Source organism: Methylomonas sp. Uni0011 (assembly GCF_056850255.1).
Genome location: NZ_JBVVNO010000001.1, coordinates 317,738 through 342,127, shown reverse-complemented (window position 1 = coordinate 342,127; position 24,390 = coordinate 317,738). Strand labels below are relative to the sequence as shown.

Annotated in this window: 23 protein-coding genes and 1 tRNA gene; 8 read left to right on the top strand and 16 right to left on the bottom strand. The window is 54.4% G+C overall.

Features of this window, described 5'->3' with window-relative positions:
- Positions 1 to 218: 218 nt before the first annotated feature.
- The 7 genes from purN to lexA form a co-directional block, all read right to left on the bottom strand.
- Positions 219 to 908, bottom strand: coding sequence for a phosphoribosylglycinamide formyltransferase (gene purN / locus AC0IM9_RS01535; RefSeq protein ID WP_482802797.1), 690 nt, complete (start codon positions 906 to 908; stop codon positions 219 to 221).
- On the bottom strand, positions 908 to 1,627 hold the full coding sequence (locus AC0IM9_RS01530; RefSeq protein WP_482802796.1) for a WbqC family protein: 720 nt from the start codon (positions 1,625 to 1,627) through the stop codon (positions 908 to 910). The genes purN and AC0IM9_RS01530 overlap by 1 nt, the downstream gene beginning before the upstream one ends.
- A complete protein-coding gene (locus AC0IM9_RS01525; protein WP_482802795.1) occupies positions 1,624 to 2,736 on the bottom strand; it encodes a DegT/DnrJ/EryC1/StrS family aminotransferase in 1,113 nt (370 codons plus the stop codon). Before AC0IM9_RS01525 ends, AC0IM9_RS01530 begins: the two co-directional genes overlap by 4 nt.
- Before the next feature lie 176 nt (positions 2,737 to 2,912).
- Positions 2,913 to 6,029, bottom strand: coding sequence for an error-prone DNA polymerase (locus AC0IM9_RS01520; RefSeq protein ID WP_482802794.1), 3,117 nt, complete (start codon positions 6,027 to 6,029; stop codon positions 2,913 to 2,915).
- Positions 6,013 to 7,503 (bottom strand): Y-family DNA polymerase, encoded by a 1,491-nt coding sequence (locus tag AC0IM9_RS01515; RefSeq protein WP_482802793.1) that lies wholly within the window; start codon positions 7,501 to 7,503, stop codon positions 6,013 to 6,015. The genes AC0IM9_RS01520 and AC0IM9_RS01515 overlap by 17 nt, the downstream gene beginning before the upstream one ends.
- 7 nt (positions 7,504 to 7,510) lie before the next feature.
- On the bottom strand, positions 7,511 to 8,122 hold the full coding sequence (gene imuA, locus AC0IM9_RS01510; RefSeq protein ID WP_482802792.1) for a translesion DNA synthesis-associated protein ImuA: 612 nt from the start codon (positions 8,120 to 8,122) through the stop codon (positions 7,511 to 7,513).
- The gene (lexA, locus tag AC0IM9_RS01505; protein ID WP_482802791.1) at positions 8,119 to 8,727 is read right to left on the bottom strand and encodes a transcriptional repressor LexA; all 609 of its coding nucleotides are present in this window, start codon (positions 8,725 to 8,727) and stop codon (positions 8,119 to 8,121) included. Before lexA ends, imuA begins: the two co-directional genes overlap by 4 nt.
- Positions 8,728 to 8,967: 240 nt before the next feature.
- Between lexA and AC0IM9_RS01500 the strand changes: the two genes are divergently transcribed.
- From AC0IM9_RS01500 to AC0IM9_RS01490, 3 genes are read left to right on the top strand one after another with little or no spacing between them, the layout of a single operon-like run.
- Entirely contained in the window at positions 8,968 to 10,518 is a 1,551-nt protein-coding gene (locus tag AC0IM9_RS01500) for an MBOAT family O-acyltransferase (RefSeq protein ID WP_482802790.1), read from the top strand.
- 3 nt (positions 10,519 to 10,521) lie between these two features.
- Entirely contained in the window at positions 10,522 to 11,781 is a 1,260-nt protein-coding gene (locus AC0IM9_RS01495) for a hypothetical protein (protein WP_482802789.1), read from the top strand.
- Positions 11,778 to 12,764, top strand: a complete 987-nt coding sequence (locus AC0IM9_RS01490) for an alpha/beta hydrolase family protein (RefSeq protein WP_482802788.1) — start codon at positions 11,778 to 11,780, stop codon at positions 12,762 to 12,764. The genes AC0IM9_RS01495 and AC0IM9_RS01490 overlap by 4 nt, the downstream gene beginning before the upstream one ends.
- Before the next feature lie 55 nt (positions 12,765 to 12,819).
- On the opposite strand, the gene AC0IM9_RS01485 is transcribed toward AC0IM9_RS01490, so the two are convergent.
- Positions 12,820 to 13,629, bottom strand: a complete 810-nt coding sequence (locus tag AC0IM9_RS01485) for a response regulator (protein WP_140913386.1) — start codon at positions 13,627 to 13,629, stop codon at positions 12,820 to 12,822.
- 139 nt (positions 13,630 to 13,768) lie between these two features.
- On the opposite strand from AC0IM9_RS01485, the gene AC0IM9_RS01480 reads away from it, so the two are divergent.
- Positions 13,769 to 14,332 (top strand): DUF447 domain-containing protein, encoded by a 564-nt coding sequence (locus AC0IM9_RS01480; protein ID WP_140913387.1) that lies wholly within the window; start codon positions 13,769 to 13,771, stop codon positions 14,330 to 14,332.
- Positions 14,329 to 15,027: a (5-formylfuran-3-yl)methyl phosphate synthase gene (locus AC0IM9_RS01475; RefSeq protein ID WP_482802787.1), complete on the top strand. Its 699-nt coding sequence runs from the start codon at positions 14,329 to 14,331 to the stop codon at positions 15,025 to 15,027. The genes AC0IM9_RS01480 and AC0IM9_RS01475 overlap by 4 nt, the downstream gene beginning before the upstream one ends.
- A 3-nt stretch (positions 15,028 to 15,030) precedes the next feature.
- On the opposite strand, the gene AC0IM9_RS01470 is transcribed toward AC0IM9_RS01475, so the two are convergent.
- Positions 15,031 to 15,303 carry a hypothetical protein gene (locus tag AC0IM9_RS01470; protein ID WP_482802786.1) on the bottom strand — a complete coding sequence of 91 codons (273 nt, stop codon included), beginning with the start codon at positions 15,301 to 15,303 and terminating at the stop codon, positions 15,031 to 15,033.
- Between the two features lie 232 nt (positions 15,304 to 15,535).
- On the opposite strand from AC0IM9_RS01470, the gene AC0IM9_RS01465 reads away from it, so the two are divergent.
- The gene (locus tag AC0IM9_RS01465; protein WP_482802785.1) at positions 15,536 to 16,747 is read left to right on the top strand and encodes a methyl-accepting chemotaxis protein; all 1,212 of its coding nucleotides are present in this window, start codon (positions 15,536 to 15,538) and stop codon (positions 16,745 to 16,747) included.
- Positions 16,748 to 16,879: 132 nt separating this feature from the next.
- On the opposite strand, the gene AC0IM9_RS01460 is transcribed toward AC0IM9_RS01465, so the two are convergent.
- Both AC0IM9_RS01460 and AC0IM9_RS01455 read right to left on the bottom strand, forming a co-directional pair.
- Positions 16,880 to 17,950, bottom strand: a complete 1,071-nt coding sequence (locus tag AC0IM9_RS01460) for a hydantoinase/oxoprolinase family protein (RefSeq protein ID WP_482802784.1) — start codon at positions 17,948 to 17,950, stop codon at positions 16,880 to 16,882.
- Positions 17,947 to 18,939 carry an ATP-grasp domain-containing protein gene (locus tag AC0IM9_RS01455; RefSeq protein ID WP_482802783.1) on the bottom strand — a complete coding sequence of 331 codons (993 nt, stop codon included), beginning with the start codon at positions 18,937 to 18,939 and terminating at the stop codon, positions 17,947 to 17,949. The genes AC0IM9_RS01460 and AC0IM9_RS01455 overlap by 4 nt, the downstream gene beginning before the upstream one ends.
- Positions 18,940 to 18,950: 11 nt before the next feature.
- On the opposite strand from AC0IM9_RS01455, the gene AC0IM9_RS01450 reads away from it, so the two are divergent.
- Positions 18,951 to 19,631 carry a HisA/HisF-related TIM barrel protein gene (locus tag AC0IM9_RS01450; protein WP_482802782.1) on the top strand — a complete coding sequence of 227 codons (681 nt, stop codon included), beginning with the start codon at positions 18,951 to 18,953 and terminating at the stop codon, positions 19,629 to 19,631.
- Between the two features lie 56 nt (positions 19,632 to 19,687).
- Here the strand turns inward: AC0IM9_RS01450 and fae are convergent, their stop codons facing one another.
- The 5 genes from fae to AC0IM9_RS01425 all read right to left on the bottom strand — a co-directional run bounded on the left by fae (position 19,688) and on the right by AC0IM9_RS01425 (position 24,221).
- Positions 19,688 to 20,203, bottom strand: a complete 516-nt coding sequence (fae, locus tag AC0IM9_RS01445) for a formaldehyde-activating enzyme (protein ID WP_140913394.1) — start codon at positions 20,201 to 20,203, stop codon at positions 19,688 to 19,690.
- A gap of 83 nt (positions 20,204 to 20,286) precedes the next feature.
- A complete protein-coding gene (locus AC0IM9_RS01440) occupies positions 20,287 to 21,156 on the bottom strand; it encodes a triphosphoribosyl-dephospho-CoA synthase (protein WP_482802781.1) in 870 nt (289 codons plus the stop codon).
- A complete protein-coding gene (locus AC0IM9_RS01435; protein WP_482802780.1) occupies positions 21,150 to 22,046 on the bottom strand; it encodes an ATP-grasp domain-containing protein in 897 nt (298 codons plus the stop codon). The genes AC0IM9_RS01440 and AC0IM9_RS01435 overlap by 7 nt, the downstream gene beginning before the upstream one ends.
- Positions 22,047 to 22,130: 84 nt before the next feature.
- The gene (gene mch, locus AC0IM9_RS01430; RefSeq protein ID WP_482802779.1) at positions 22,131 to 23,114 is read right to left on the bottom strand and encodes a methenyltetrahydromethanopterin cyclohydrolase; all 984 of its coding nucleotides are present in this window, start codon (positions 23,112 to 23,114) and stop codon (positions 22,131 to 22,133) included.
- Positions 23,115 to 23,117: 3 nt separating this feature from the next.
- Positions 23,118 to 24,221, bottom strand: coding sequence for an ATP-grasp domain-containing protein (locus AC0IM9_RS01425; RefSeq protein ID WP_482802778.1), 1,104 nt, complete (start codon positions 24,219 to 24,221; stop codon positions 23,118 to 23,120).
- Between the two features lie 75 nt (positions 24,222 to 24,296).
- On the opposite strand from AC0IM9_RS01425, the gene AC0IM9_RS01420 reads away from it, so the two are divergent.
- A tRNA-Ser gene (locus AC0IM9_RS01420) sits at positions 24,297 to 24,387 on the top strand.
- The last annotated feature ends 3 nt before the right edge of the window (positions 24,388 to 24,390 follow it).

Below are 24,390 nucleotides of genomic sequence, written 5' to 3'. Positions count from 1 at the left end.
TATAAAATCAAGAGCGAGAGCACAAGAAATTTCATGAATTCAATGCGATAATCTATATGTTTTTAACTAAAGATATTGATAATTTATTATTTGAGAGTTGATATGTAAAATGTTTTTGCGTATTTTTGTTAATTCCGGGCAAGATGAAAGTCCTTATTTATCTTCTTGTGTTTTATAGTAATATTAACCCTGTTAATTCTGTAGGACTAATATTGAATTCAGGTTGTTTGGGTTGTATTTGGCCAGGAATTCGGTATTGGCGTATCGAAATCTATGGCTTCTTCGAAATCTAGATTTGGTGAAAACTCTCCGGCTTTATAAGAGCAATTAATTATTATTGGATATCCGTTTTCATTGAATTTTATTCGTTTCTCCTCCCACCATCTCAATACTTGTAATAACATTTTGCATTGTTGAACGAAAATAATATGTCTATTTTCTGCGATGCTTTTTTCTGGGTTAAACGGAATTACCGACTGAATAATTGGATAACCGGTATCTATCCCTTCGTCAATCAAATGAATTGTTGCGCCAATAAACTTTGATCCTGAGTTTATTGTGTCCCCAAATCCGTCTAGTCCTCTGCATGCTGGTAGAATTGATGGGTGAAGATTAATTACCCTATTCTTTGAGGCTATCAAAAATTCACCTTTAAAGATTTTTGTATAGAAAGATATATATAAGTCTGGTGGATTTAATCTATATTCGTCTAACAAAAAATTGGAAAAACTTCTTCCACTTTTTGTTTCAAAAATCTTGGTCGGTATGCCAAAATCTTGTGCTATCTCAATCGCCCTACATCTGCGATCTGAGACTACATTTATTACGCGATCTCTAAAGTATTTTTTTTCCAAAAGTTTGCTAAGAACTCCTCCGTTGGTGGAAGAAATAATCACGGCTTTAATCATTATGGTATTTTATTTTTACTAGATATGAAATCGGCAGAATTTAAGTGGTTCTTAATCTCAATTAGGCCTGCCTCCATCAACACATCAATTATTGAAAGAGATGAGGTAAAGCTTGGTGATCGCTGTTTGTAAGTGATTGGTTTCATAAAAATGATTTTTAATTCAATATCTGCGGCGCTAAATGCTTTTGTATCATATAAATCTTGACCACCTTGCAAATTAATATAGGTTGTGGCGTCTTCACGCTTGCATATGTCAATGATTCGCTCTTGGCCAGATAATAAGGTGTTTTTATAGGCGACACTTGATAGCTTGAACTCGGTATTAATTGATAAAAGTGACGCAAGGGTTTCCAATTGGTTTTTAAGATAATCTGATAGGCTATCTGTTTTGTAGCGAATTATCCTGTCTATCGTAGGAAATACTTCTTCGAAAAATGGAGATCTTTTATAAGTTATCTCAATGGATTTCAATATTTTATTTTGCCAGTTTGATGCTAGCATTTTTATTTCGCAAATATGCTTGTTTTGTGAGGCGTGATTTAGTGGAATCGTAATATATTTAGGGCTTCCGTTAATTAATATGCGATTGCGATTGATCCAGCCTCGATTAATATAATTTACGTCATCATATATAACAAATCGATCTGCTGCGTGCATTAGCTGCCAATAGCCAATATATGGAAAGAAATAAGGTTGCATGATAGCTAACCGGGTCATTCACTTTCCTTTTTGATTACTTCTAGGATAAAATCAATCTGATCGTATTGCAAATCCGGATAAATTGGTAAACAAATTACTTCAGTTGCAACCTTGCTTGCTATTGGCAAGTTCGATTTGTTAGCTGAGGGCAATCCTCTATACATTGGAAATTCACTAATTAGCGGGTGGAAGTAACGACGAGCATAAATGCCGTTGTTTCTCAGTTTTTGGAATAACTCATCACGGCTAAGCCGATACTCTGGGCTCACTAGAATAGGAAAATAGGCGTAGTTCGCTACTTTTTCGTAAGTGAGAGATAAACAATGAATACCCTTTATGGATCGCAATTCTTTACGGTAATGGGCGTCCAGAGCTTTACGTTTATTTAGTGCTTGATCAATGCTTTTGAGTTGTAACAAGCCAAGAGCGGCATTAAACTCATTCATTTTGCCATTAATACCTGGCGCAACAACAGTTACTTCATCTACAAAGCCAAAGTTTTTAAGGTGGTCGATCCGCTGTTTGGTTTTTGCATCTGGACAGACGATTGCTCCACCTTCAAAAGTATTAAATACTTTGGTTGCATGGAAACTTAACACGGATAGGTCTCCATGCCTTAGAATACTACCCCCATCATCTTTTACGCCGAAAGCGTGAGCGGCGTCGTATATAATCTTGAGGTTGTAATTATCGGCAATATTTTGAATGGTTTCGACGTCGCAAGGATGACCATAGCAATGAACTGGCATTATCGCTGTTGTTTGTGGGGTGATTGCCGATTCTATTTTTGCAGGATCTAGATTGAGTGTGTTGGAAGCAATATCTACAAAAACCGGTTTTATCCCATTCCATAGTAAGGCGTGTGATGTTGCTACGAAAGAATAAGGCGTTGTGATAACCTCTCCGGTAATACGTAATGATTGCAATGCCGTAACAAGCGCTAAGGTACCATTAGCGAATAATGAAATATATTTAATCCCTAAATAATCGCAAAGTGCTTGTTCAAATTGTTGATGAAAAGGCCCACCATTGGTCAGTATTTTACTGTCCCAAATTTGTTGTAAATACGGAATAAATTCGTCAAGAGGTGGTAATGACGGTTGTGTTACATATATTTGGTTGTTCACATGAGACCTTTTCAATGGGATCGTAAAAACATGATGCCAAGTGTAGTCATGTAGTAGCCATTCTCATAGTGATCTATCCAGTGTTTCACTGACAAATTGTTGAGAGACTTGTTTAAGTTCAAAGGTATCAGAACGTTGAATGAAACCGTTTCCGATTGTAATGCACTTTGATGCACTCAAAGATAGGCTGTTGCCAGATCGCCTATCCAGCCACTCCAATCTTCCAGCTTGCCGGCCACCAAATGCAACACACCGTCTTCCTGCTGGATCGTGCCGGTCACCGACAGCAGGCGGGCTTTGAGTAAGGGTTTGCGCTGGGCCATTGCCGTGGCCGGCCAAACCACCAGATTGACTTGGCCGGTCTCGTCTTCCAGGGTCACGAATGTGACGCCGGACGCGGTCATCGGCCGTTGTCGGCAGATCACCAGGCCGGCGACCTGGGCGATGCTGCCGTTGCGGCGTTGCCATAGTGACGCCGCTGTCGTTACGCCCCGGCGGCGCAGGCGGGCCCGCAACAAGGCTAGCGGATGGCTGCGTAATGTCAGTCGGGTGCTGGCGTAATCGGCGGTGACGTCCTGGCCGAGGCTGGGCGGTTTCAATAGCGGCGTGGCTTCGGCAATGGCCGGTACGCCAAATACCGAGGTTGGCGGTTCGATGCCGCCGGCCGCCCAAAAGGCTTGGTGGCGGTTGCCGGCCAGGGCCTGCAAGGCATCGGCGGCGGCCAGAAATTCCAAATCCTGCCGCTTGAGGCCGGCGCGCGCCGCGAGATCGGCGACGTTGGCAAACCGGCCTTGCAGCCGGGCCTGGACGATGGCATTGGCAGTGGCTGGCGCCAGGCCTTTGACCTGGTTAAAGCCCAGCCGCAAGGCCGGCGCCACATCGGGTATCAATTCCAAGCTACATTCAAACACACTGGTCTGCACGTCCACCGGCCGTACCTCGACGCCGTGGCGCCGGGCGTCCTGCACCAGTTGCGACGGGCCGTAAAAGCCCATCGGCTGGCTGTTCAGCAGTGCGCAACAAAACGCCGCCGGATGGTGGCATTTGAACCAGGCCGAGACATAAGCCAGCAAGGCAAAGCTGGCGGAATGCGATTCCGGGAAGCCGTAGTCGCCGAAACCTTTGATTTGCTGAAATATGCGCTGGGCAAACTCGGCGCTGTAGCCGCGTGCGCGCATGCCTTCCAACAGTTTGCGCTCAAACGGCTCCAAGCCGCCCTTGCGTTTCCAGGCCGCCATCGCCCGGCGCAACTGGTCGGCTTCGTCGGCGCTAAAGCCGGCTGCCACCATGGATAGTTGCATCACTTGTTCCTGAAAAATCGGGATACCCAGGGTACGTTCCAGCACCGCTTTCACTTCCGGACTGGGATAAACGATCGGTTCCAGCCCCTGGCGCCGGGCCAGATAGGGATGCACCATTTCGCCCTGAATCGGCCCGGGCCGGACGATGGCGATTTCGATGACCAGATCGTAAAAATTTGCCGGTTGCAAACGCGGCAGCATCGTCATTTGCGCGCGCGACTCGACTTGGAATACGCCGATGCTGTCGGCTTGTTGCAGCATGCGGTAAACCGCCGGGTCTTCGGCCGGGATGTCGGCCAAGGTCCAGGCTGCGCCGGTTTGCGAACCGGGCGGACGACTATAGTGGTCCAGATAACTCAGGGCACGGCGGATTGCGCTGAGCATGCCCAGCGCCAGAATGTCGACTTTCAGCAGCCCCATCGCTTCCAGGTCGTCCTTTTCCCACTGAATCACGGTGCGGTCGGCCATGCTGGCGTTTTCCACCGGCACCAGCCGCGACAGGTTGTCGCGGGCGATGACGAAGCCGCCGACGTGTTGCGACAAATGCCGCGGAAAGCCTTTGATTTGTTCGACCAGGGCAACCAAACGTTGCACGGTCGGGCTGGTTGGATCGAAGCCGCATTCTTGCAACGCCTCCGGCATCAATTTATAGCCGTCCCAGCGGTCCACCGTGCCGGCCAGGCGTTCGATCTGCGCTGCATTCAAACCCAGAGCCTTGCCGACGTCGCGCACCGCGCTGCGAGAGCGGTAAGTAATCACCGTCGCTGCCAGCGCCGCGCGGTGGCGGCCGTATTTTTGGTAGATGTATTGAATGACTTGCTCGCGGCGTTCGTGTTCGAAATCGACGTCGATATCCGGCGGCTCGTTGCGCTCCCGCGACAGAAAGCGCTCGAATAACAAATTCATCCGGCTAGGGTCGACCTCGGTAATCCCCAGGCAAAAACACACGGCCGAATTGGCGGCCGAACCGCGGCCCTGGCAGAGGATGCCTTGCTCGCGGGCGAAGCGGACGATGTCGTGCACGGTCAAAAAATAAGGCTCGTAAGCCAGATCGGCGATCAACGCCAATTCGTGTTCGATTTGCTGGCGGACTTTGTTGGGTTCGCCAGTCGGCCAACGTTTGCGAATCCCTGTCTCGGTCAAATGTCGCAGCCAGGTTGCCGGCGTATAACCGTTCGGTACCAGTTCGCGCGGATATTCGTAGCGCAATTCGCTCAGCGAGAACTTGCAGCGTGTGGCGATCGCCAACGATTGTTGTAGCCATTCCTCCGGATAAAGTTGGGCCAGCCGGGGCAGGGAGCGCAGATGGCGTTCGCCGTTGGCGAATAAGGCATAACCTAATTCCGGCAGCGGCCGGCCGAGGCGGATCGCGGTCAAGGTGTCCTGCAACGCTTGCCGCGAGCGGCGATGCATATGCACGTCGTTGCAAGCCACGACCGGGATGCCGACGTTGTTCGCCAATTGCCGGCATTCGGCCAGCCAGACCTCATCGTTGCCGGTCAGGAAACGGCCGGCGCCCAGCCATAGGTCGCTGCCGAACAGCTGCTGCAGCCAAGCGCCGTCGGCCGCCGGAGAACCGGTGCTGGGCAGCCAGATCGCCAGACAACCATGTGGTAAATGAGCAGCGAGATCGGCCCGGCTCAAGCGGTAGCGGCCTTTATCGGCCTGGCGCCGGGCCAGCGTAATTAATGCCGACAGGTTGCCGTAACTATCGCGGTCGGTGGCGAGCAACAATAGCTTCAAACCGTCGTCCAGACTGAATTCGCTGCCGACGATCAACTGGATGTTGTGTTGGAGCGCGGCCAGATGGGCGCGCACCACGCCGGCCAGAGAGCATTCGTCGGTCAGTGCCAATGCTTGGTAGCCTAGCGTGGCAGCCGTCTCGACGAGTTCTTCCGGGTGCGAGGCGCCACGCAGAAAACTGAAATTGGATAAACAATGCAGTTCGGCGAAGCCGGTGGCCGCCGCGTTGCCGTCAGCCGAACAAGCCATGTAGATACCAGCCCCGGTTGCCGGCGAGTTCGCGGAACAGCCATAGTTTGCGGCCCAGACGGTCCTGGCCGATAAAGTAGTCGCGGCGTAGCGCTTGATTGTCCCACCAGCCGGATTCGATGCGTTCGGCCGGCGACAGTAGCGTGAAACTGTCGGCGCATAACGGTTCGGGCGCGTGAAGTAGCCAAAGCGGGCGGGGCGATGCCACGGTCAGCATTGCCGCTTGGGTTGTATCGTGATGGTGCGCGCGTTCCGGCCGGTGGTCGGCGGCGACGGCGAAGCGTTGTAAGGCATGGTGGCCGAGCCGGTTCTGCACTTGGTCCAGCATCGCTTGCCAGTCGCTGTTGGCTTCCGTGGTCGGCTCTTCAGCGAACAGCGAACTGATCGCCGGCTGACATGGGGCGATTTCGCTACAGAGTAGCTCGACGCCGAGGACCGGCGCCGGTAGCGGGCTGCGTTCCAGTTTTTCCCGCAGCAAGGCCAGACAATGGCCGGCATCGCGGTTGCCGTGGCGAAAACGTAATTCCAGCCGGGTCGACGGCCGGCGGTGGTGGTGCAGGTCTAGCGCTACCGCCAGCGCCACCGCGTCGCGCTGTCTCAGGAATTCCTCCCAAGCCTCGACCAATTGTGCGATGGCCGGGAAAAAATGGTCCAGCCGGGTCAAATCGATCGGCAATTCCCGGCGAGCGGCAAAGGCCGGCGGTTTGTGAAAGGCGTTGAGAACCGTAGGTTGCAGACCGAGCAAGCTATCCAGGCGTTGCAATAAACCGTTGCCGTAACGCCGGGCCAAGCCGTCGCGCGGTAAGCGCCACAGGTCGACCAAGCGGCGGATGCCGGCATTGCCCAGGCGGGTCAAGGTTTTGCCCTCCAATCCCAAGGCTGCGATCGGCAACGGACCCAAGGCAGAACGCAGTTGGGCGGGCTCCGTAATTTGCATTTCCAAACCCAGGCCGGCCAACAATTCTGCAGCGGCGGCGGTTGGCGCAATCGCTATGGCCGGGGTGTGGCCGGCCGCCAGACAAGCGTCGCGTAGTTTTTGCCTGAGGTGGTCGGCGCCGCCGAACAAAGTTAGACAACTGCCGATTTCGAGTAGTACGCAATCGGGTCGGTCCAGGCTGACCCAGGGGCTGAAATGTAAGCCGATGTCGGCCAGTCGTTTGAGTGCCGCCTTTTCGGCCGCGGGGTCACGCGGCAGTAAAGTCAGTGTCGGGCATAAGGCTTGGGCGGCGTTTTGGCTCATGCCCGGTTCGACGCCGGCCTGGCGCGCTACCGCCGAAACGGCGTAAAGGCCAGGCCGGCCGTTGAGGGTGGCAATGGCGGCGATCGCTTGCGTGGTATCGATTTTCAGCGCCTCCAAGGCCAATGCCGGAAAGTGCGCGCATAGCCAGAGCTTGGCGGACGCAGCCGGGGCTTTGGCAATAGTTGTCGAACGCGGTAGCGATTGCGGCGAGCGGGCAAGGGCGGTGGCGGCCATTGGCGGTTCAAAACCTTATGGTCAGCCTGCTGCGGCGCAAGCTGCCGCGGGCCTTGATGATGTTTAAAGTCAGACCGGTTGCGCTTGGGCATACACCGATGCGCAAGGCAGCGCCGGGGTAGCTTTGGCCGGGTAGCACGAACAGGACGGCCAAGGCCGAGCCGGTTTCGGCGGCCAATTGCAGCCGGCGGATTTGCCGGTTGTCGAGTCGGCGCGGCCACAGTAAGGCCATGCCGCAGCCGCCGCTGCGTAGCAGTTTTTCCCCACTCCATGGTATATCGTCCGCGGTATCGACGTTGACGGCCAGCAGTTGCGGCAAGGCCAAGCCAGCCTGGAGTAGACCCGGTGCATAAGGTTGATAGGGCGGCGCAATCCAGACGATGTGGCGCCCGGCCCGGCTCAAGCTGGCCATCGCCGGCAATAGCAGGCGCAATTCGCCGCAGCCCACGGCAGGGATGGCGATTTCCGCTAGCGTACCGAGTGGCCAACCGCCGCCGGGCAATACCGCATCCAATTCCGGAAAACCGCTGCCGACCACGGGCCAGGCGGCGTGGTCGCTGTGCAGGCCGCGCCAGATCCCGGCCCGGCTACGCAGCAAATCTTCCAAGGCCTGATTCATAATGGTTCCCGGCGAATCACGCCGACTACGATACCCTCGATGGCTAATGCCTCCTGGCGTAAATCGATGCGGAGGGTTTTGAAATCCGGATTGGCCGGTTCCAGATAAGCGATATCGCCCTCCAGCCGCAGCCGTTTCACGGTGGCCTCGTCGCCGATCCGCGCCACCACCAGTTGTCCGCTGCGCGCGTCGGGCCGGCGTTGCACGGCCAATAAATCGCCGTCCAGGATGCCGGCATCGCGCATGCTCAGGCCGTGTACCCGCAATAAATAATCGGCCCGCTGCTGGAATAATTCGGGGCCGAGCTGGCAGTAGCCTTCGATATGTTGTTCAGCCAGGATCGGCTGGCCGGCCGCGACCCGGCCGATCAACGGTAAGCCTGGATCGGTGCCGGGTTTTAGCAGGCGAATGCCGCGCGAGGCGCCCGGCGTCAGTTGAATCGCGCCTTTCTTGGCCAGTGCCTGCAAGTGGCCGCGAATAGCGTTGCCGGACCCCATGCCGAAAGCCGCGGTGATTTCGGCGATGGTCGGCGGAAAGCCTTCCCGCACCAGGGTTTGCTCGATAAAGTCCAGAATTTGCTGCTGGCGGTGGGTGAGGGGTTTCATGCTGTCTTTATAAATACTGATTTTATAAGCAGTATATTTCGATTGGGGGAGGGATTCAAGGAAAACCCAAGCCAGCATGGCGCGGCCGCCAAGTAGGTTTATTAGAGTGGATGGTCTTTTAAATCAATCGCTTATAAATATGGCGCCGGTTGGGTGCTTGTATAGTTTGGCATTTAGTGTAGTTTTTAGGCGTCGATCATTTTATAAACCCGCGCTAACCCAGGACAAAAGCCCGAATTTATGCTTTTCAACTCCTACACCTTCATCCTGGCTTTTTTGCCGATAACATTAGGCCTGTTTTTTTTCTTGGGCCGTTATGCCGGCCGGAGAGTGGCGATTAGCTGGCTGGTTGCCGCCTCGCTGTTTTTTTATGGCTGGTGGAATCCGGCTTACCTGGGCCTGATTATCGCGTCGATCTTTTTCAATTATGCCATCGGCACGCTGCTGGGCGACGAGCGACGCGCGCTGTCTACCCGGCAGCGAATCTTTGCCCTGGCCGTCTCGGCCAATCTGGCGGTACTGGGTTATTACAAATACGCCAATTTTTTTCTGGAAAACCTCAATGCGGCCCTGGGTACCGGCTACGCGCACGCCGAAATCATTTTGCCGCTGGGTATTTCATTTTTTACCTTCACGCAGATTGCCTTTTTGGTCGACGCCTACCGCGGTGAGGTGAGGGAATACAATTTTCTGCACTATGCGCTGTTCGTGACCTACTTCCCGCACCTGATTGCCGGCCCGGTCTTGCATCACCGGGAAATGATGCCCCAGTTTGGCAGACCCAGCATATTTCGCTTCGACTCGCTGAATTTTGCCGCCGGCCTGAGTTATTTTGTCCTGGGCTTATTCAAAAAGGTGGTGATCGCCGACAGTCTCGCCGGTCTGGGCGCGCCGATATTTGCCGCTGCCGCCAAAGGCCAGCAATTGATGCATTTAGATGCCTGGGGCGGGGCTTTGTCTTATACCTTTCAACTCTATTTCGATTTTTCCGGCTATTCGGATATGGCCATCGGCTTGGCGTTGATGATGGGGGTGCGGCTGCCGTTGAATTTCAATTCACCGTATAAAGCCGTCAATATCATCGAATTCTGGCGGCGTTGGCATATGACGCTGTCGCGCTTTTTACGCGACTATCTGTACATTGCGCTCGGCGGAAATAAAAAGGGTCCGCTTCGCCGCTACGCCAACCTGTTGATTACCATGTTACTTGGCGGACTGTGGCATGGCGCCGGCTGGACTTTTATCATCTGGGGGGCTCTGCACGGCTGCTACCTGATCGTCAATCATGGTTGGCACGCAGTGCGCCGTTCTCTGGGGCACGATCTGGCATCGTCAAGCCGATTGGGTCGGGTATCGGGCAATTTGCTGACATTCCTGGCTGTGGTCGTCGGCTGGGTGTATTTCCGCGCCAACGATGTCGATACTGCGCATCGGATTTTAGCCAGCATGCTAGCGTTGCCGCAGCTTCAGCTGTCGCCGTTTTACTCGGCCGTGGTGCAACAGTCGGCGTTGGGAGCCTGGGTGGCTGTTACCGGTGTTAGCGTCAGTGCGGAAGCCATTTTGCTGGCGGTATTATCGGTTGCGGTGAGCATTACTTTTCTCGCACCGAATACCCAGCAAATCATGGGGCGCTTTTATTTGGCGCCGCGCGGAGCGGAGGAGTCGGCTGTTTTAATCGATAACGGGATCTGGTCGCCAAACCTGCGCTGGGCCGGTCTGATCGGTTTGGCCGCGGTTTGGGCCTTACTGGGCCTGACCCAAATCAGCGAATTCTTGTATTTCCAGTTTTAACCGATGACTATCACGAAACAAGCGAACAAGTATCTGTTGTGCTGGGCGAGTTGCGTCTTGGGAGCCCTGGCGCTGATTGCCTGGTTGAATTGGTTTATTAATCCCTTCAGCATTTTCGACGCGCCCGCCGTCGCCGGCATTAACGCCAATAAACCCAACTATGTGGCCCACCTGCGGTTGACGCACCCCTACCGGATCGAGAACCTGCAGCCGGAATGTACTATTTTCGGTACTTCGCGGGCCGGACGCGGCTTGGCACCCGATCAGCCGGCGTTGGCCGGTTTGGGCTGTTACAACGTGGCCGTGCCGTCGGTAAGCATGTACGAGATCAGACGTTACTTTCAACATGTACAAGCGATCAAGCCGCAGAAATTGGTGATTTTGTCTCTCGATTTAAGGGTGTTTCATCCTGAACCGGATACCAGTGGCGCTTTTTCCGAATCACGTTTAGCGGTAACCGCTGATGGTCAAAACCAATTCAATTTATTTTCGGCCAAACTACCGGACTTAGCCTCATCGCTGCTTTCGGTATCCGGGTTACAAGCCAGTTTGAGTACGGTGCGCAAGCAGTCCTGGGGCAAAGACACCTTGGCTGCCAACGGTTTCTGGCAGCCCTTGACCGACGATTTTGACCATATCAAAACTTTTCGGTTTTACACGCGTAGCTATGTGCAGCAGTTTAAGGAAATGCAGCAAAACATCGACGGTTTTCGCAAAAGTCTGGACGATTTTCGCCAACTACTCAGGCAAGCGTATGCCGAAGGCGTTGAGGTCAAGTTGATTATCCACCCGGCTCACGCTTGGTATTGGCAAACGTTATGGTTGTCGGATTTGTGGCCGCGTTTCGAGGCGATGCAACAGGAAATTGTGAACATCAATGCCGAAGAGGCGCTACGTGCCGGTCGCCAGCCGAATCAGATCTGGGATTTCAGCGGCAGTTACGGGCCGGCCTTGGAAGCAGTGCCTGCCCAGCCAAGTCAACTGATGCATTGGTTTTGGGAGCCGGCGCATTACAAGAAAACCTTGGGGTACTTGGTAATGGACAGAGTGATGGACGTCCGGTCTGGTAATGCCGAATTCGCCGATTTCGGCGCCCGTCTGGACAGCGGTGGTCTGCCAGAGTATCAGGCTAAATTACGCGGCTTGCAGGAGTCTTACGCGACAAACTATCCCGCAGACGCTGCGGCGATTGGAACAATCGTGAAGCAAGCGGCTACGGAAATGGACCGTACTGCGGCTAAAGTCGATCCTTTAGTGCCATGAAGCTGCGATTGATTCTAACCCTGGCTTTGGTTGCCGCTTGCTCGTATGTGGCGGGGGCAAAGACCTATGCCACGGTCTACCAGTGGCTGCATGGAACTGGCGCCGACAAACCCTTTAAATGGCCGGAAGGCTTCGGCATTCGGGATATTCCAAGCAGCGTCGACGGCAAGTTGCAAAAAGCTTATTTTTACTCCGCCCCGACTAGCTCGAAGCGGCCTTTGCTGATCAGTTTGCATTATTGGGCGGGCAACTACGCCACGCCCGATGCCTTGGCGGCCTTAGCCAAACTGAACGATTGGAACTACATTCATCCCGACTTCCGCGGACCGGCGGTCGCTACCGAGAACTGTTTAAGCGATCAGGTTATTGCCGATTTGGAAGATGCGGTGAGCTTTGCCTTAACTAACGCAAATGTCGACTTGCAAAATATTTATGTGGTCGGTTTTTCCGGCGGGGCCTATACCGCATTGGGCTGGTACGCCAGAACCCGACATCCGGTCAAGGCTTGGCTGGCCTGGGCGCCGATTAGCGATTTGGCCGAATGGCAGTTACAAACCAAACATAGCGGCAGAGCCGATTTAAGCGATTATGTGCTGGCTTGCACCGGCAGCGGCGCGGCAATCGATGCCGGCGCGGCGCGGGCACGCTCTCCCTTGTACTGGCCCTTACCAACGAGTCCCCGGGGGCGAGTCGAACTGTATGCCGGGATTAAGGATGGTCACAAGGGAACCGTGCCGATTGCGCATTCGCTTGCTTACTTCAATCGTCTGGTCGATCTATATGCCAAACCCGAGGCTGCCGTCGAGCCCGGTCTGGCGATGCGCTTGTTAACGCAAGGGGAAGCTGCGGGCTCAACCCGTATCGGCGACAGAGTCGTTTTTTTGCAGCGGGACGTCGGGTTTGCGTCTCTGACGGTCTACGATGGCGGCCACGAGTTGCTGGCCGATTACTGTTTCGACCGGCTGTTGCAGCTGGCGAGATGATTCGAGTATTGCGGCCTTAAGCTTGATTTAGTTTGAAAACGACGATATCGGGTGCTTAATCTTCCGGTTCCAATACCCGGTACAACATTTCCTTGACCGTCTGTGGATTGAACGGTTTGTCGCAGATGCCGGAGACTCCGGCCTTATGCACGTTGGCCAGCCGGGTTTCGTTGTCTTCGCTGGTGACCATCAGAATAGGGATGATCGAGTTGCCCAGATCCTGGCGGATCGCGCGGATTAATTGCTGACCATCCATGATCGGCATGTTGTAGTCGGTCACGATCAAGTCGAAGGCGTTTTGATTTAAGCTGAACAGATCCAGCCCCGCCTTGCCGTCATGCGCTTCGGTGATTTTCTCGATCCCCATATTGTTCAGTACCCGGCTGATATGTTTCCGGGCCAGTTTACTGTCGTCCACCACCAAAACTCTCACGTTCTCGATATCGTAATGTTCCAGACTGATCTCTTGCGGGTCAATGAATTCGATGGTGGAACGGAGCGCGTGTTTCAAGTCTTCGTGGGCGAAGGGCTTGGGCAATATCGCCACGACGCCGGCCTGACGGATGTTATCCAGTACGTCGAAGCTGGATTCGCTGGAAATCAGCATGAACGGGATATGGTTCAGCACTTCGTCTTCCCTGAGTTGCTCGATCAACTCCGTTGCCATCATGTCCGGCAAATACAGGCTGCTGATAATCAAATCCGGTTGATGGCTATGCAAACTTTCCATCGCCGCCGCGCCGCTGGAGACGCCTTCTACCTTGGCGATACCTTCGCCGCGTAAGTGCTGCAGAATGACTTTAAGTTGCGTCGGCGACGGTTCTATCAACAAAATCGACAGGTCGGCAATATGGATAGCATGCATAGGACGTTACTCTGTTTTCTATCGGAAACGGTGGTTGCGGGCAAAAAAAACACCTGATCGCTGCCGGCAAGATTAAAATTATCGATTGTTCCGCCGCTTGTCCGGCGAAATTTACGACTCAGGATAGACCTAAACCCACATGATTCAAGAAACCTTGGTAACCACCGTCAATCCGCAAGGCGAGGTTCATATTGCCCCAATGGGTGTGCATGTCGATGGCGATTGGCGGATTATTCTGCCGTTTCGGCCATCCGCAACGCTGGAAAACCTCTTGCTGAGCAAAACGGCAGTCATCAATTTTTGCGACGACGTCCGAATTTTTGCCGGTTGTCTGAGCGGGCGCCGGGATTGGCCTTTATTGCCGGCCGAGCGCGTGGCCGGTTTTTATCTGGCCGATAGCTTGGCGCACGCCGAGCTGCAGCTGGTGCGGGTCGAAGACGATGAACTGCGACCTAAATTGTTTTGTAAGGTAACTCATACCGTTAACCACCGGCCGTTTCAAGGTTTTAACCGGGCGCAGTACGCGGTACTGGAAGCCGCCATTCTGGTCAGCCGGCTCCATATGTTGCCGCCGGCAAAAATCCAGGCCGAGTTGGATTATTTACGGATCGGATTGGAAAAAACGGCTGGCGAAAAAGAACGCGAAGCCTGGGCCTGGTTAATGGACGTTATCGCACAACATCAATCCGGAGCGCAGGCATGACCGGCATGTTAGCCAGCGTGAATAGCCTGGAGGAAGCCCGGTTGGTGCAACAGGCCGCTGTCGATATCATTGATTTGAAACAACCGGAACAGGGCGCTTTGGGCGCGTTGCCGGTGGCAGCGGTGACAGAAATCGTCAATGCGCTTCCGCAGGCCCGGATCAGTGCGACGATAGGCGACTTGCCGATGCGACCCGAACAGATCCTGCCGGCGGTTCGGAACATGGCGGCTACGGGTGTCGATTACGTCAAAATCGGGTTTTTCCCGGATGGCGATTGGCTTGCCTGTGTCGATGCCTTGCAAGCGGTCGCTGGACAGGATATTGCATTGATTGCGGTGTTGTTTGCCGACACTCGCCCGGATTTCGGCATCATTGCCCAATTGCGCCGCGCCGGTTTTCGCGGCGTCATGCTGGATACGATGGACAAGCGCTGCGGCTCGCTGACCCAATTGCTGAGCGGCGCCGAATTGGACGCGTTCGTCGCTGCGGCGCGCGCGCAAGGAATGTTGACCGGGCTGGCCGGTTCTTTGCGTCTGGAAGACGTACCCGATCTGCTGGAGTTGGCGCCGGATTATCTGGGTTTTAGAGGAGCTTTGTGCCAGGAATATCGCCGAACCGCGCAGCTGGATTTGGCGCGCATTCGCCGCATCCGCGCATCGTGGCCGGCCGAGGCTAACCGAGCGGTTGATGCCTGAGTTTTATTCCGGCGCATAAATCGCTGGTGGATGAATTGGGGGAGCTGTCGCGCTGCGGCGCTCGCAAGGCGTGTGGTCGGTGCCGGCGGCCCGGTTGCAATCGTCCAAGCGGTAGCGGTAACAAATTGCGCACCGGTTCAGCCGGCGCTGGTAGCGGGCGTAGGCCAGGATCAGCAGGCGATCGAAGCGCTCGTGACCTTGGTTCTGGGTATGGCGTTTGATTAGCAGCAGGGCGTAGAGCCGACGCGCCTGATCGATCAGAGTATCGTTGTCCATGCCAGCCGCCTGCAGGGTCTGCGGGAAAAAATATCCATGACCGGTTAAGCGTAGCTCGGAACAGTGCGCTGCGATGCTCAGCCGGCTTGGTCTCATTGTCCTAGGTCTCACGTTTGAACGCAATCGCCGGTCGCGAATTTACGGACGGCATTCTCGAAACTGTAGTTGAGTTGAAGGCCGCTTAAATCTCTCTGCTATCCTAGCCGTATGTCCTAAATTCGTTGGCAATACCATGGCAAATTCATTCGGTCCTACGCTCAAATCAATCGATTCCGGCTCTGTTTACGGTTTAACGGTGGGCCTGGGATTGGCTGGCGGTTTATTGGCGGTCGTACTGGCGGACTTCAGTATGATTAGCGTGCTGGGCGGAGTGGCGTTAGTGTTGGCCGGTGCCTTGGCCGGCTCGGCGTTGGTCAACAGGCAGCAAGCGGTTTTGCATGAACTGAACCGGACTTGGCGCGGCGATGAAGAAGCAAAGCTAAAAGATTTGGAAACCTACGTAGTCGAATTGGAGCGTATGTTCCTGCAGATAGTCCCGATCCTAGTGCGGCAAGTACAAACCTCGCGTACCCACACTGAGCAGGAAATCACCGTGTTGACAGATCGCTTTGCGGCGATGGTCAACCAATTGGAGCGATTGATCGCCGGCGGTCGCCAAAGTCGCCAAGATCGCGGCGTCGACGTATTGTTCGCCGAGACCCGCGAAGCCCTGACCACGGTGTTAAAAGTGTTGAGCCAAATTCAGGACGTCGAGCACGCGGTGGTCGACGAGGTCAGAAAACTATCGACTCACACCAAGCAACTGGATTCGATGGCTCAGGAGGTGCGCAAGGTGGCGGAACAGATCAATTTGTTGGCTTTGAATGCCGCGATAGAAGCCGCCCGCGCTGGAGAAAACGGCCGCGGCTTTGCGGTCGTGGCCGACGAAGTGCGGAAATTGGCCGGTTTCTCGTCGGCTACGGGCGAAAAGATCAGTCGGGCGATCGAAGGTATCAATTTGGCAATGTCCTCCACCTTGAAAATGTCCGAGGCATCCGGGACTTCCGACGACAAAGCCATTCGCGACGCCGAGCTGGCGATTGGCAGAGCGCTCGACGATCTGCACAAAGCCTTGGAAATGTTCAAAGGCGACGCCGACAATTTGCGCAGTAACAGTGCGCAAATTCGCGACGAGATCTATAGCGTACTGACGGCATTTCAATTTCAGGACCGCGTCAGCCAGATGCTGACTCATGTCGAGCACAATCTGGCCAGTTTGCAGAGCGCTGTCGGCGGGATACGGAATGTCGGGGTTCGCCATGCCGATAGCCTGAATGTCGGCGAGACCCTATCCCGGATGGAGCTGAGCTACACCATGCCTGAGGAATTGCTTAACCACACCGCTGCCTCGGCCGTCGGCCACCAGAGTTCTTCGAGTAGTAGCGATGAAATAACCTTTTTCTAGAGTCTTGCGGGGCGGTCTGGCTAAATGCGGCATCGCGATATGCATGGCGGTTGCTATTCCTTTAGCGATGCGGCTTACCGTGTGTGAAATTACGGCCTGAAGCTGCTTTGACAAATGACCGCTTGATGTCCATCACAACGGATTCGGATTCATTACGTGGCGCAGATGCGCCACCGCGGCGGCCGGTGCGCAATCGCCGGCATCGATTTCTGCGTCGTCGACCGCGCTCGGCAATAACTCGTTAAAATCCCGGTAAACCAAACCCCAGTCGGCGGCAAGCTGTTTTATCAGGAAACGGCCGACGCCGGCGCCCAGCAATACGCAACCTTGTGGTTGCTTAGCCGAATTCAGTATTTTGCGGCAGGCTTCGCCGAGTTTTTGTTGCTGGCTGTGTTTCAGATAGGCGGCAAATGCCAGCCAAAGCGGCCAGTCGGCGGCGTCGAATTCGTAACCGGTTAAACGCGACAGGCGCCGGGCGCTGGCCAATGCGGTTTTTTCGGCGCCGTCGGCGGTCTCAGACTGATCGTGGACAGCATTCAAGTCGCCGGTCAGCCGGTAGACATCGGCCATTGTGGCGAATAGTTCGGCCATCAGCCCCATTTGCCGGCCATTGAACTCGGCCTGCTGGGCAACCGCCATCACCGGTGTTCTGACCACGCCGGTATAGACTAACTCTCCCGATACCAAGCGCTGGTAATCGGTAAAGCCTTGTATCCGGGGCTGCGATCGTTCGATCAGCACAATATCCGTGGTCGTGCTGCCGATGTCGACAAACAGCGCATCCGGTACCTGTTTGGCGGCCAGCATAACGCTTGCCAGCCAATTGGCGGACGCGATGTCCATGCAATCCGCCGAGCTTACCCGGCCAGCCGGCACAAAACCGCGTAAACCGGCAAAGACGTCGATAGTTTCCGCGCCGTAATGGCGACACATCGCGTCGATAATCGCGGCGACGCCCTGTTCCCGGCCGCTAAAACAGTCCACTAGTTCGCCGGTCATCGTCAGCGCGTGGCGGCAGCCGCGCAAATCCAGGTCGGCAGTCAATTCGGCGAGAGCGTCATGCAAGTAATCGAGGCCTTTCCACAACGGGCAAGCGGCTTGGCCGACTCCGACGATTTCGCCGGCGGCGTTCAGCAAAGCCAATTTCAGGTGGGCGCCGCCGACATCCCAACCGGCTATCCGAGAGGCTGGCGCTGATCTCATATCGCAACCTCTACGCATTGTTGTCGGGTTGGGACCAAGGATGGTGCATCGTCCCGTAGCCGTAACACTTGTGCCGCCACGTTAATGCCTGTGGCCCGACCTATGCCGACATAAGAGCTGGTCAGGCGCGGATTGATTTCGAGTACCTGGGCCCCGGATTCGGCGGTTTCGATCAAATCGACACCCGCATACCCCCATAAGCCGGGTAAGGCCGCGGCGATCCGGTCGACCAAGTTGCGATAATGCTCGCTGCATTCGTTGTCGATATTGACCAAACAGCCGCGTAAACGGAATCGCTGTTGTTCCAAGACGATTTGTTGTTGGTTGCAGGTCAAAAAATAGCCCTTGCCGTTGTTGAATAAGGCCGACAGGCTGATGGCTCGGCCTTCGACGAGGGGTTGTACGACATAGCGTTGCGGTGCGTTTAAAGCTGCAAGTGCCGCTGGCAACGCTGTGGCGTCGGCAACCAATGTGTCCTGGCAACCGGCGCCGTCAGCGACTTTTATCACGACGCGTCCGGCGAAGTCCGGATGGTGGTGGGCAGGGTAGGTCGCGACTGCCGGTATCGAGTGCGCTGCAAGATGACGGTATGTCGCTAATTTGTCGGCGCACAGCGTCAATGTCGCGGCGTCGGACAATAGGGTTTCGATACCGTTATTGCGGGCCAAATCGGCCAGGCTCTGCAGGATGCCGCCGGTTTCCGGGGCGATCGGCCAAAACAGGTCGGCTTGCTCCAGTAACACGGGGAGCTGGGTCATGATGTCCTGGCCGGCACCGATTCGGACCCATTCGGTTGTCTCCGAATCCATCTCCAACTCGCAGCGTTCGTCTAATGGAACCTTTATCCGTATTTGCGGAATACGCTTCAGTTCGTGCAACAAAGCCTGTAACATCATGCGGCCTTCCGCAAGCAAAGATGTCGGCAGAGCCTCGCCGGCCAGGCCGCCGCCGCTAATGTATTCGAATACCAGAATCGTCAGTTGTTTCACTCAGTCACTCCATGCAAATTATTCCAGTCATTGATTTAAAAGACGGCTTGGTGGTACACGCCAGTGGCGGGGACCGCAGCCATTACCGGCCGGTGCATCTGAATTCGCAGCTCGTTACCGGCAGTTCGATAGCTGAAGTGGTTTCCGGCTTCTTGAGTTTGTATGCGTTTCCGGTGTTTTACATCGCCGATCTGAATGCCATTGCCGATAACGGCAATCATCGCCAAATTCTCGAGCCGTTAATCCGGCGCTATCCGAATATCGAGTTTTGGGTCGATAGCGGCCTACCGCAACCCGGCTTGGGCTCCGCACAACCGCATAACCTTAAACCTGTGATCGGCACCGAAACTCGGTTGTCGCCATACGATTTAAGCAACTCTGCGGCGGTTTTGTCGCTGGACTTCAAACACGACTTAGCTCTGGGCGATGCGCGTTGGTTGGAATTGCCGCAGTATTGGCCGCAGACGGTAATTGCAATGACGCTGGATAAAGTCGGCGCCGATTCCGGGCCGGATTTTGCCAGACTCGATAGTCTGAGGCACAGGCACCCCGATACCCGTTTGATAGCCGCCGGTGGAGTGCGCGGTGTCGATGATCTGCGCCGGCTGGAAGCGGTCGGAATGTCCGGGGTACTGATTGCCAGTGCATTGCACCACCGCCGTATCGGTGTGGCTGAAATTAGCAAATTTTAGACAAAAAAATACCCCGGCGAGCCGGGGTATTTTGTACAACCTTCGATACTAAAAAATTAAACGTTGTTAGCAGCGAACGGGTGTTTGGCGTCTTTTCTGGCAGCCAATACTTCTTTAGCAGTCGGAGTGCCGGCTACAGCACGAGCGATCGCTTCTTTGGTTGCTTTGTAGTTGAATTCTTCGATTTTCGCGTCGTCGTCAGCCAACCAGTGGATGAATACGCCAACGGAAACGAACAAATCGTCAGCTTCGTCAGCAGGAATGGTACCGTCTTCAACAGAGTCAGCAACCGCTTGAGCAACGGCGCGTTGTGCAGGTCCGAACATTTGAACGGCTTGTTTTGAACCTTTGATGGTTACTTTGTTGAACAGGATGGTAGCTGGTTTAACCAACAGGTTAGGCGCAACTACAGCCAACAGGGTAGAGAAACCGTCTTTGTTGTTGGTCAAAGCATTTGCAAACGCGGTTTCTGCCGCTGAGCCACGTGGGCCCAAGATCAGGTCGATATGGGCAATTTCGTTGCCGTCACCAACCAAAGACTCGCCAACGCGCATGTTTGTAATTTTTGCCATTTTAAATTTATCCCCTAAAGATAAGATTGAACCAAAAAATAGACACAATAATGTCCCAAAATATAGTTTCTGCGAAGTTCCCTCTATAACTTACCAACCATTTCCTGGCCGATAAGCTGTTCCAGAAGCACCACCAGTACTGTCGCTACAGTCATGTCAGCTGTCGTACCCGGATTGATTCTTTGTGCCTTAAAAGCTTTGTCCAGTCCGTAAAGCACCGGAAAAAGCTCTTCAGGCTCAATGGCGAGCTGCATCGCCTGATCGAGCGATTCCATCTCTACCTTGATCCACTCTGAATACCGCTTTCCATACTTCCGCTCGATATGGCTATCGGGATAGTGCGCCAACATTGCGGCGAAAACCGCTAGCGCAGCCCATCCAGAATCGCCAGACAAAACGAAAGCACGATTATATCGTAAAACTGAGAAATCAAAAATGTCTTTAAAATTGGTGGCGTATTGTAAGGCGATTCGATCTTTGTCTGCGGCAAAGCGCATCGCTTCCATTAAAGTGACAGCGGCTTTTTCCTGAACGTCGTGTTGCTCGGATTCGCCGAGTCCGGCCGGTGCGGCTAACACAATGGCCTCGAATACCCAGTCGGCATCTGCTTGGGTAGTAGCTTGCAATACACACTCGAGCGCTTGGCGCCAGGATTGCCCCGGCTTCAAGCTCGCTGCCGCCTGAATTAACGGTGCGCAGAGTAAAACGATACCCAGATTGGTGTTGCAGGCCACGGCTTCTCGAGTGGCTTTGATGGCGTAATAAATTTTTTCGCCCAGGCTAAGTTTCGGGTCGGTAAGCGGCCCGCTACTGACTTGCGCACTGAGCCGAAAATCGTCGACCGTCATATCGTGTGCCGGACTGTAAATACTGACGTTGCCCGGCTTGAACGCCTGCAATTCGATTTCACACGCTTGGCGATAAGCGTCGATGAGTTGTTGCCGGTTCAGCATGGCTCGCTCAAGTAACGGCTCAGTAAGTCGGCGACCAAAATTTGGGCGATATTCGACTCGCAAACGCCTTGCAAACCCCGCCAGGCCGGAACGCTGTTAACCTCAATGATTCGGTAAGTGCCGTCCCGGTCTTTGATCAAATCGACGCCGGCGTAATCCATTCGTAAGGTTTCGACTGCTGCTACAGCCAAATCGGCTAACTCGGGCTCCATGCCGATGGCCTCGCAACTGGCGCCGCGGGCAACGTTATTCAGCCAGGAAATGCCGCGCCGCCGCATGGCGGCTACTGCTTTGCCGTTCACTACGAATACCCGAACGTCGGAGTAACCGTCGCCGTCACATTCGACGAAACGCTGCAGATAGTAAATACCGCGGCTGCCGGTCAGCCATAACAAATCGGTGGATTTTTCGATGCGGCGAATTCCTTCGCCTTGTGAGCCGAACAACGGTTTGCTGATCAAAAAATTGCCGAGTTGCAACTCGCGTTCGGCGATTATCAGGGCTTGTTCGCGGTCGCGCACGACCCAGGTGGCTGCCGATGGCAGCCCGGCCCGATGCAATAGAAAGCTGGTCATGCCTTTATCGACGCTGCGTTCTATGGCGCCGGCGTCGTTATAAACCGGAACGCCGAGCAGTTTCAAAGCGTGAAGTATATCCAGATAAAAAACCACCTCTTCCAACGATCCGCCCGGTACTCCACGGACGAAAATCGCAGCGGGCAGGCGGTCCGCGAAGCCGGGGATGACTATCGGCAGATCGTTATCGTGAATCTGTATCCGGCAGTCGGTCAGGGAAGCGTATGCGGCGTCAAAGCCACGATCGGCAAAAGCCTGACACAACTGTTTGCCGTGCCAGCCGGGATCGTCGGTAAAAATTGCAATTCGGCGCAATGGAAAAGATGCGGTAAAAGTTAGTCGCAGGGCGGCGGATCTGACTGGGCAAATTCCGCCGCCGGGAGGGAAGGTCGGCGAGAGTTACGCGCCGAACGACTGGTTTAACAGTGCATTGTCCAATTTGCCGGCACGGAAGCTTTTGCCGGATTCGACGGCGGTGACGATCACCACGGCCGGGCTGAACAACATTGCGTCGATTTTGAAGAAGTCGTATTCGTAGGCTTTAAAAATCTCGGCGAACGGTTTTCCGTAATCTTTGGAAGTCGAGCTCGGCAATTCTTTGGCCAATTTCTCGGCGGCCGCGTCGTCGCCTTTAACGAACAAATGCACCTGTCCGGCGAACAAAATCGCGTCGTTAGTCCGGCCCATGGCCTTGACGAAATTAGGGTGTGGCGGGCAGATCGGCGCGCTACCGGAGCCGTCGATGATGTTTTCCAACGGAAAGTGCAGGGCATGGGCCTTGTGCATCGCTACCTCCAGTACCCGTCCGACGACTTGTACGCCGCCGGCCAGACTGCTGGTCGGGGTTACGATGATCGTCAGTTTTTCCGGAGCTACGCCGCAGGCGGCCGCGACTTTTTCGACAATTTCTAGCGGCGGCACAGCATCGTTTTCGATCACCAGCACGGTCTGTTCGGCGCTGTCGCGGTATTCCAGTTCTTTATAAAGCTCCTCAACCGGCTCTACCGATCCATCCTTGACCTTGGTAGCCATCGCTCGGGCCGGGCCGGAACCCAGCGCATAATATTTGCCGTGCGACAAGCTCCAGCCGGCATATTGGCTACCGAGGCAGGACAATACCGGATTGGTGGCATGCACATTGATGGTCAGCGGCCAGCTCTCGGTGTAAGTGCTTTGCGAAATGGTCGCCGTGCCCATGCCACCCATGCAGATTTCGGTAATGATACGGCCTGCTTCCAATCCGCCGGGCACCTTAATACCTGCGTCGATGATGGTGCAACCGTTTTCGAGTTTCTCAATGCCCAATCTTAATTTGTCAGCGTTATCCAGCAGCTCCTGCACTAAGGGCTGTGAAAGTTGATTGACGCTCGCCTGATATTGCATGAATTAATAACCTGATTCTAAGAGAGTTTGAAGGATGGCCTGCCGTTGCCCCAATTGCTCGGCAACCTGCCGCGAATTTTTTCCGCCGGCAATAATACTGCATATCGGCTGGCCCACGCCAACAATCGAGCCTGCGACCGGCCGATCTACGGCCCAATCCGGCCAAATCACATGCGATTCGATCTTTTGTGCTTTAGTGGCGTAAATGGTTTGGTAAGCACGCGGTTCGGTGCTGATCTTGCCGGCGCAGATATCCGCAGACTCAAATACGGTCGCCAAGTGCCTCAGCAGTAACTCCTTGCCATAAAGCTGGGCGCTGGCGGAAATGCGCGGATTGATCTCCAATAGATGAATGCCTTTGGCGTCGAGCATGAAATCCAAAGTGTTGAGTCCGCGTAATCGGTATGCGGCTGCAAGTTTATTTGCTGCTTCAGTCACTTGATGACGGGTAGTGGCGGGCAGTTCTGCTTGGCTGCTGATGCCGCCAAAAACGAAACCATGTCCGGGGCTTGGCTCGACGCACCATTGGCGATTGAATCCGATCACTTCAATGTATTGGGCATGAGCTACAAATAGCACCGACATTGCCTGGCCGTCGATAAAACGTTGCCAATAGCCGTCCACGCCGGCTGAAGCCTGGTTGCGGCTTATTCCAATCCCACCGTAGCTGTGCCAGGGTTTAAAAATCCAGCCGTCGCCGGGGGATTTTGCTGCAAAGTCGACTGCCGGGTATGAGATGCCCAGTTTGTCCAACATTTCAAAGAAATAAGGTTTGTTTTGCGTGTTTTGGAACACCTCTGCGGAATTGCCAAATACGCGCTTATGTCCTTGCAAATGCGTTAACGTTTCCGGATGGGCTTCAAAGCCGCTGCCGTAAATCACCCCGTCTATGGCATGTTCTCTGAGTGCAGCGTGTACCGCTTCGCTAACGTGATTCCAAGCCAGGGAGGTGGTCTGGTATACCTGTCTTGCCATATCCAGTGTGTCTGCGTCGGCGTAACAATCGATGGCTACGACGTCGCAGCCGATGTCGGTGCACATCCTGGTCAGCATTCGCGCGGATTTTGCAATTGCCAACAAACACTTAGGGAAAATAGAGCGGGGCATGGTATCAGCTTGTTCGAGTCTGTCGTAAAAAATACTAGATTCCGCCGAAACTTTCTGAAATAATGCACGGCTATTGGAGAGCTGGCTGAGCGGTCGAAAGCGGCGGTCTTGAAAACCGTTGACGGCTTATACCCGTCCTGGGGTTCGAATCCCTAGCTCTCCGCCATTA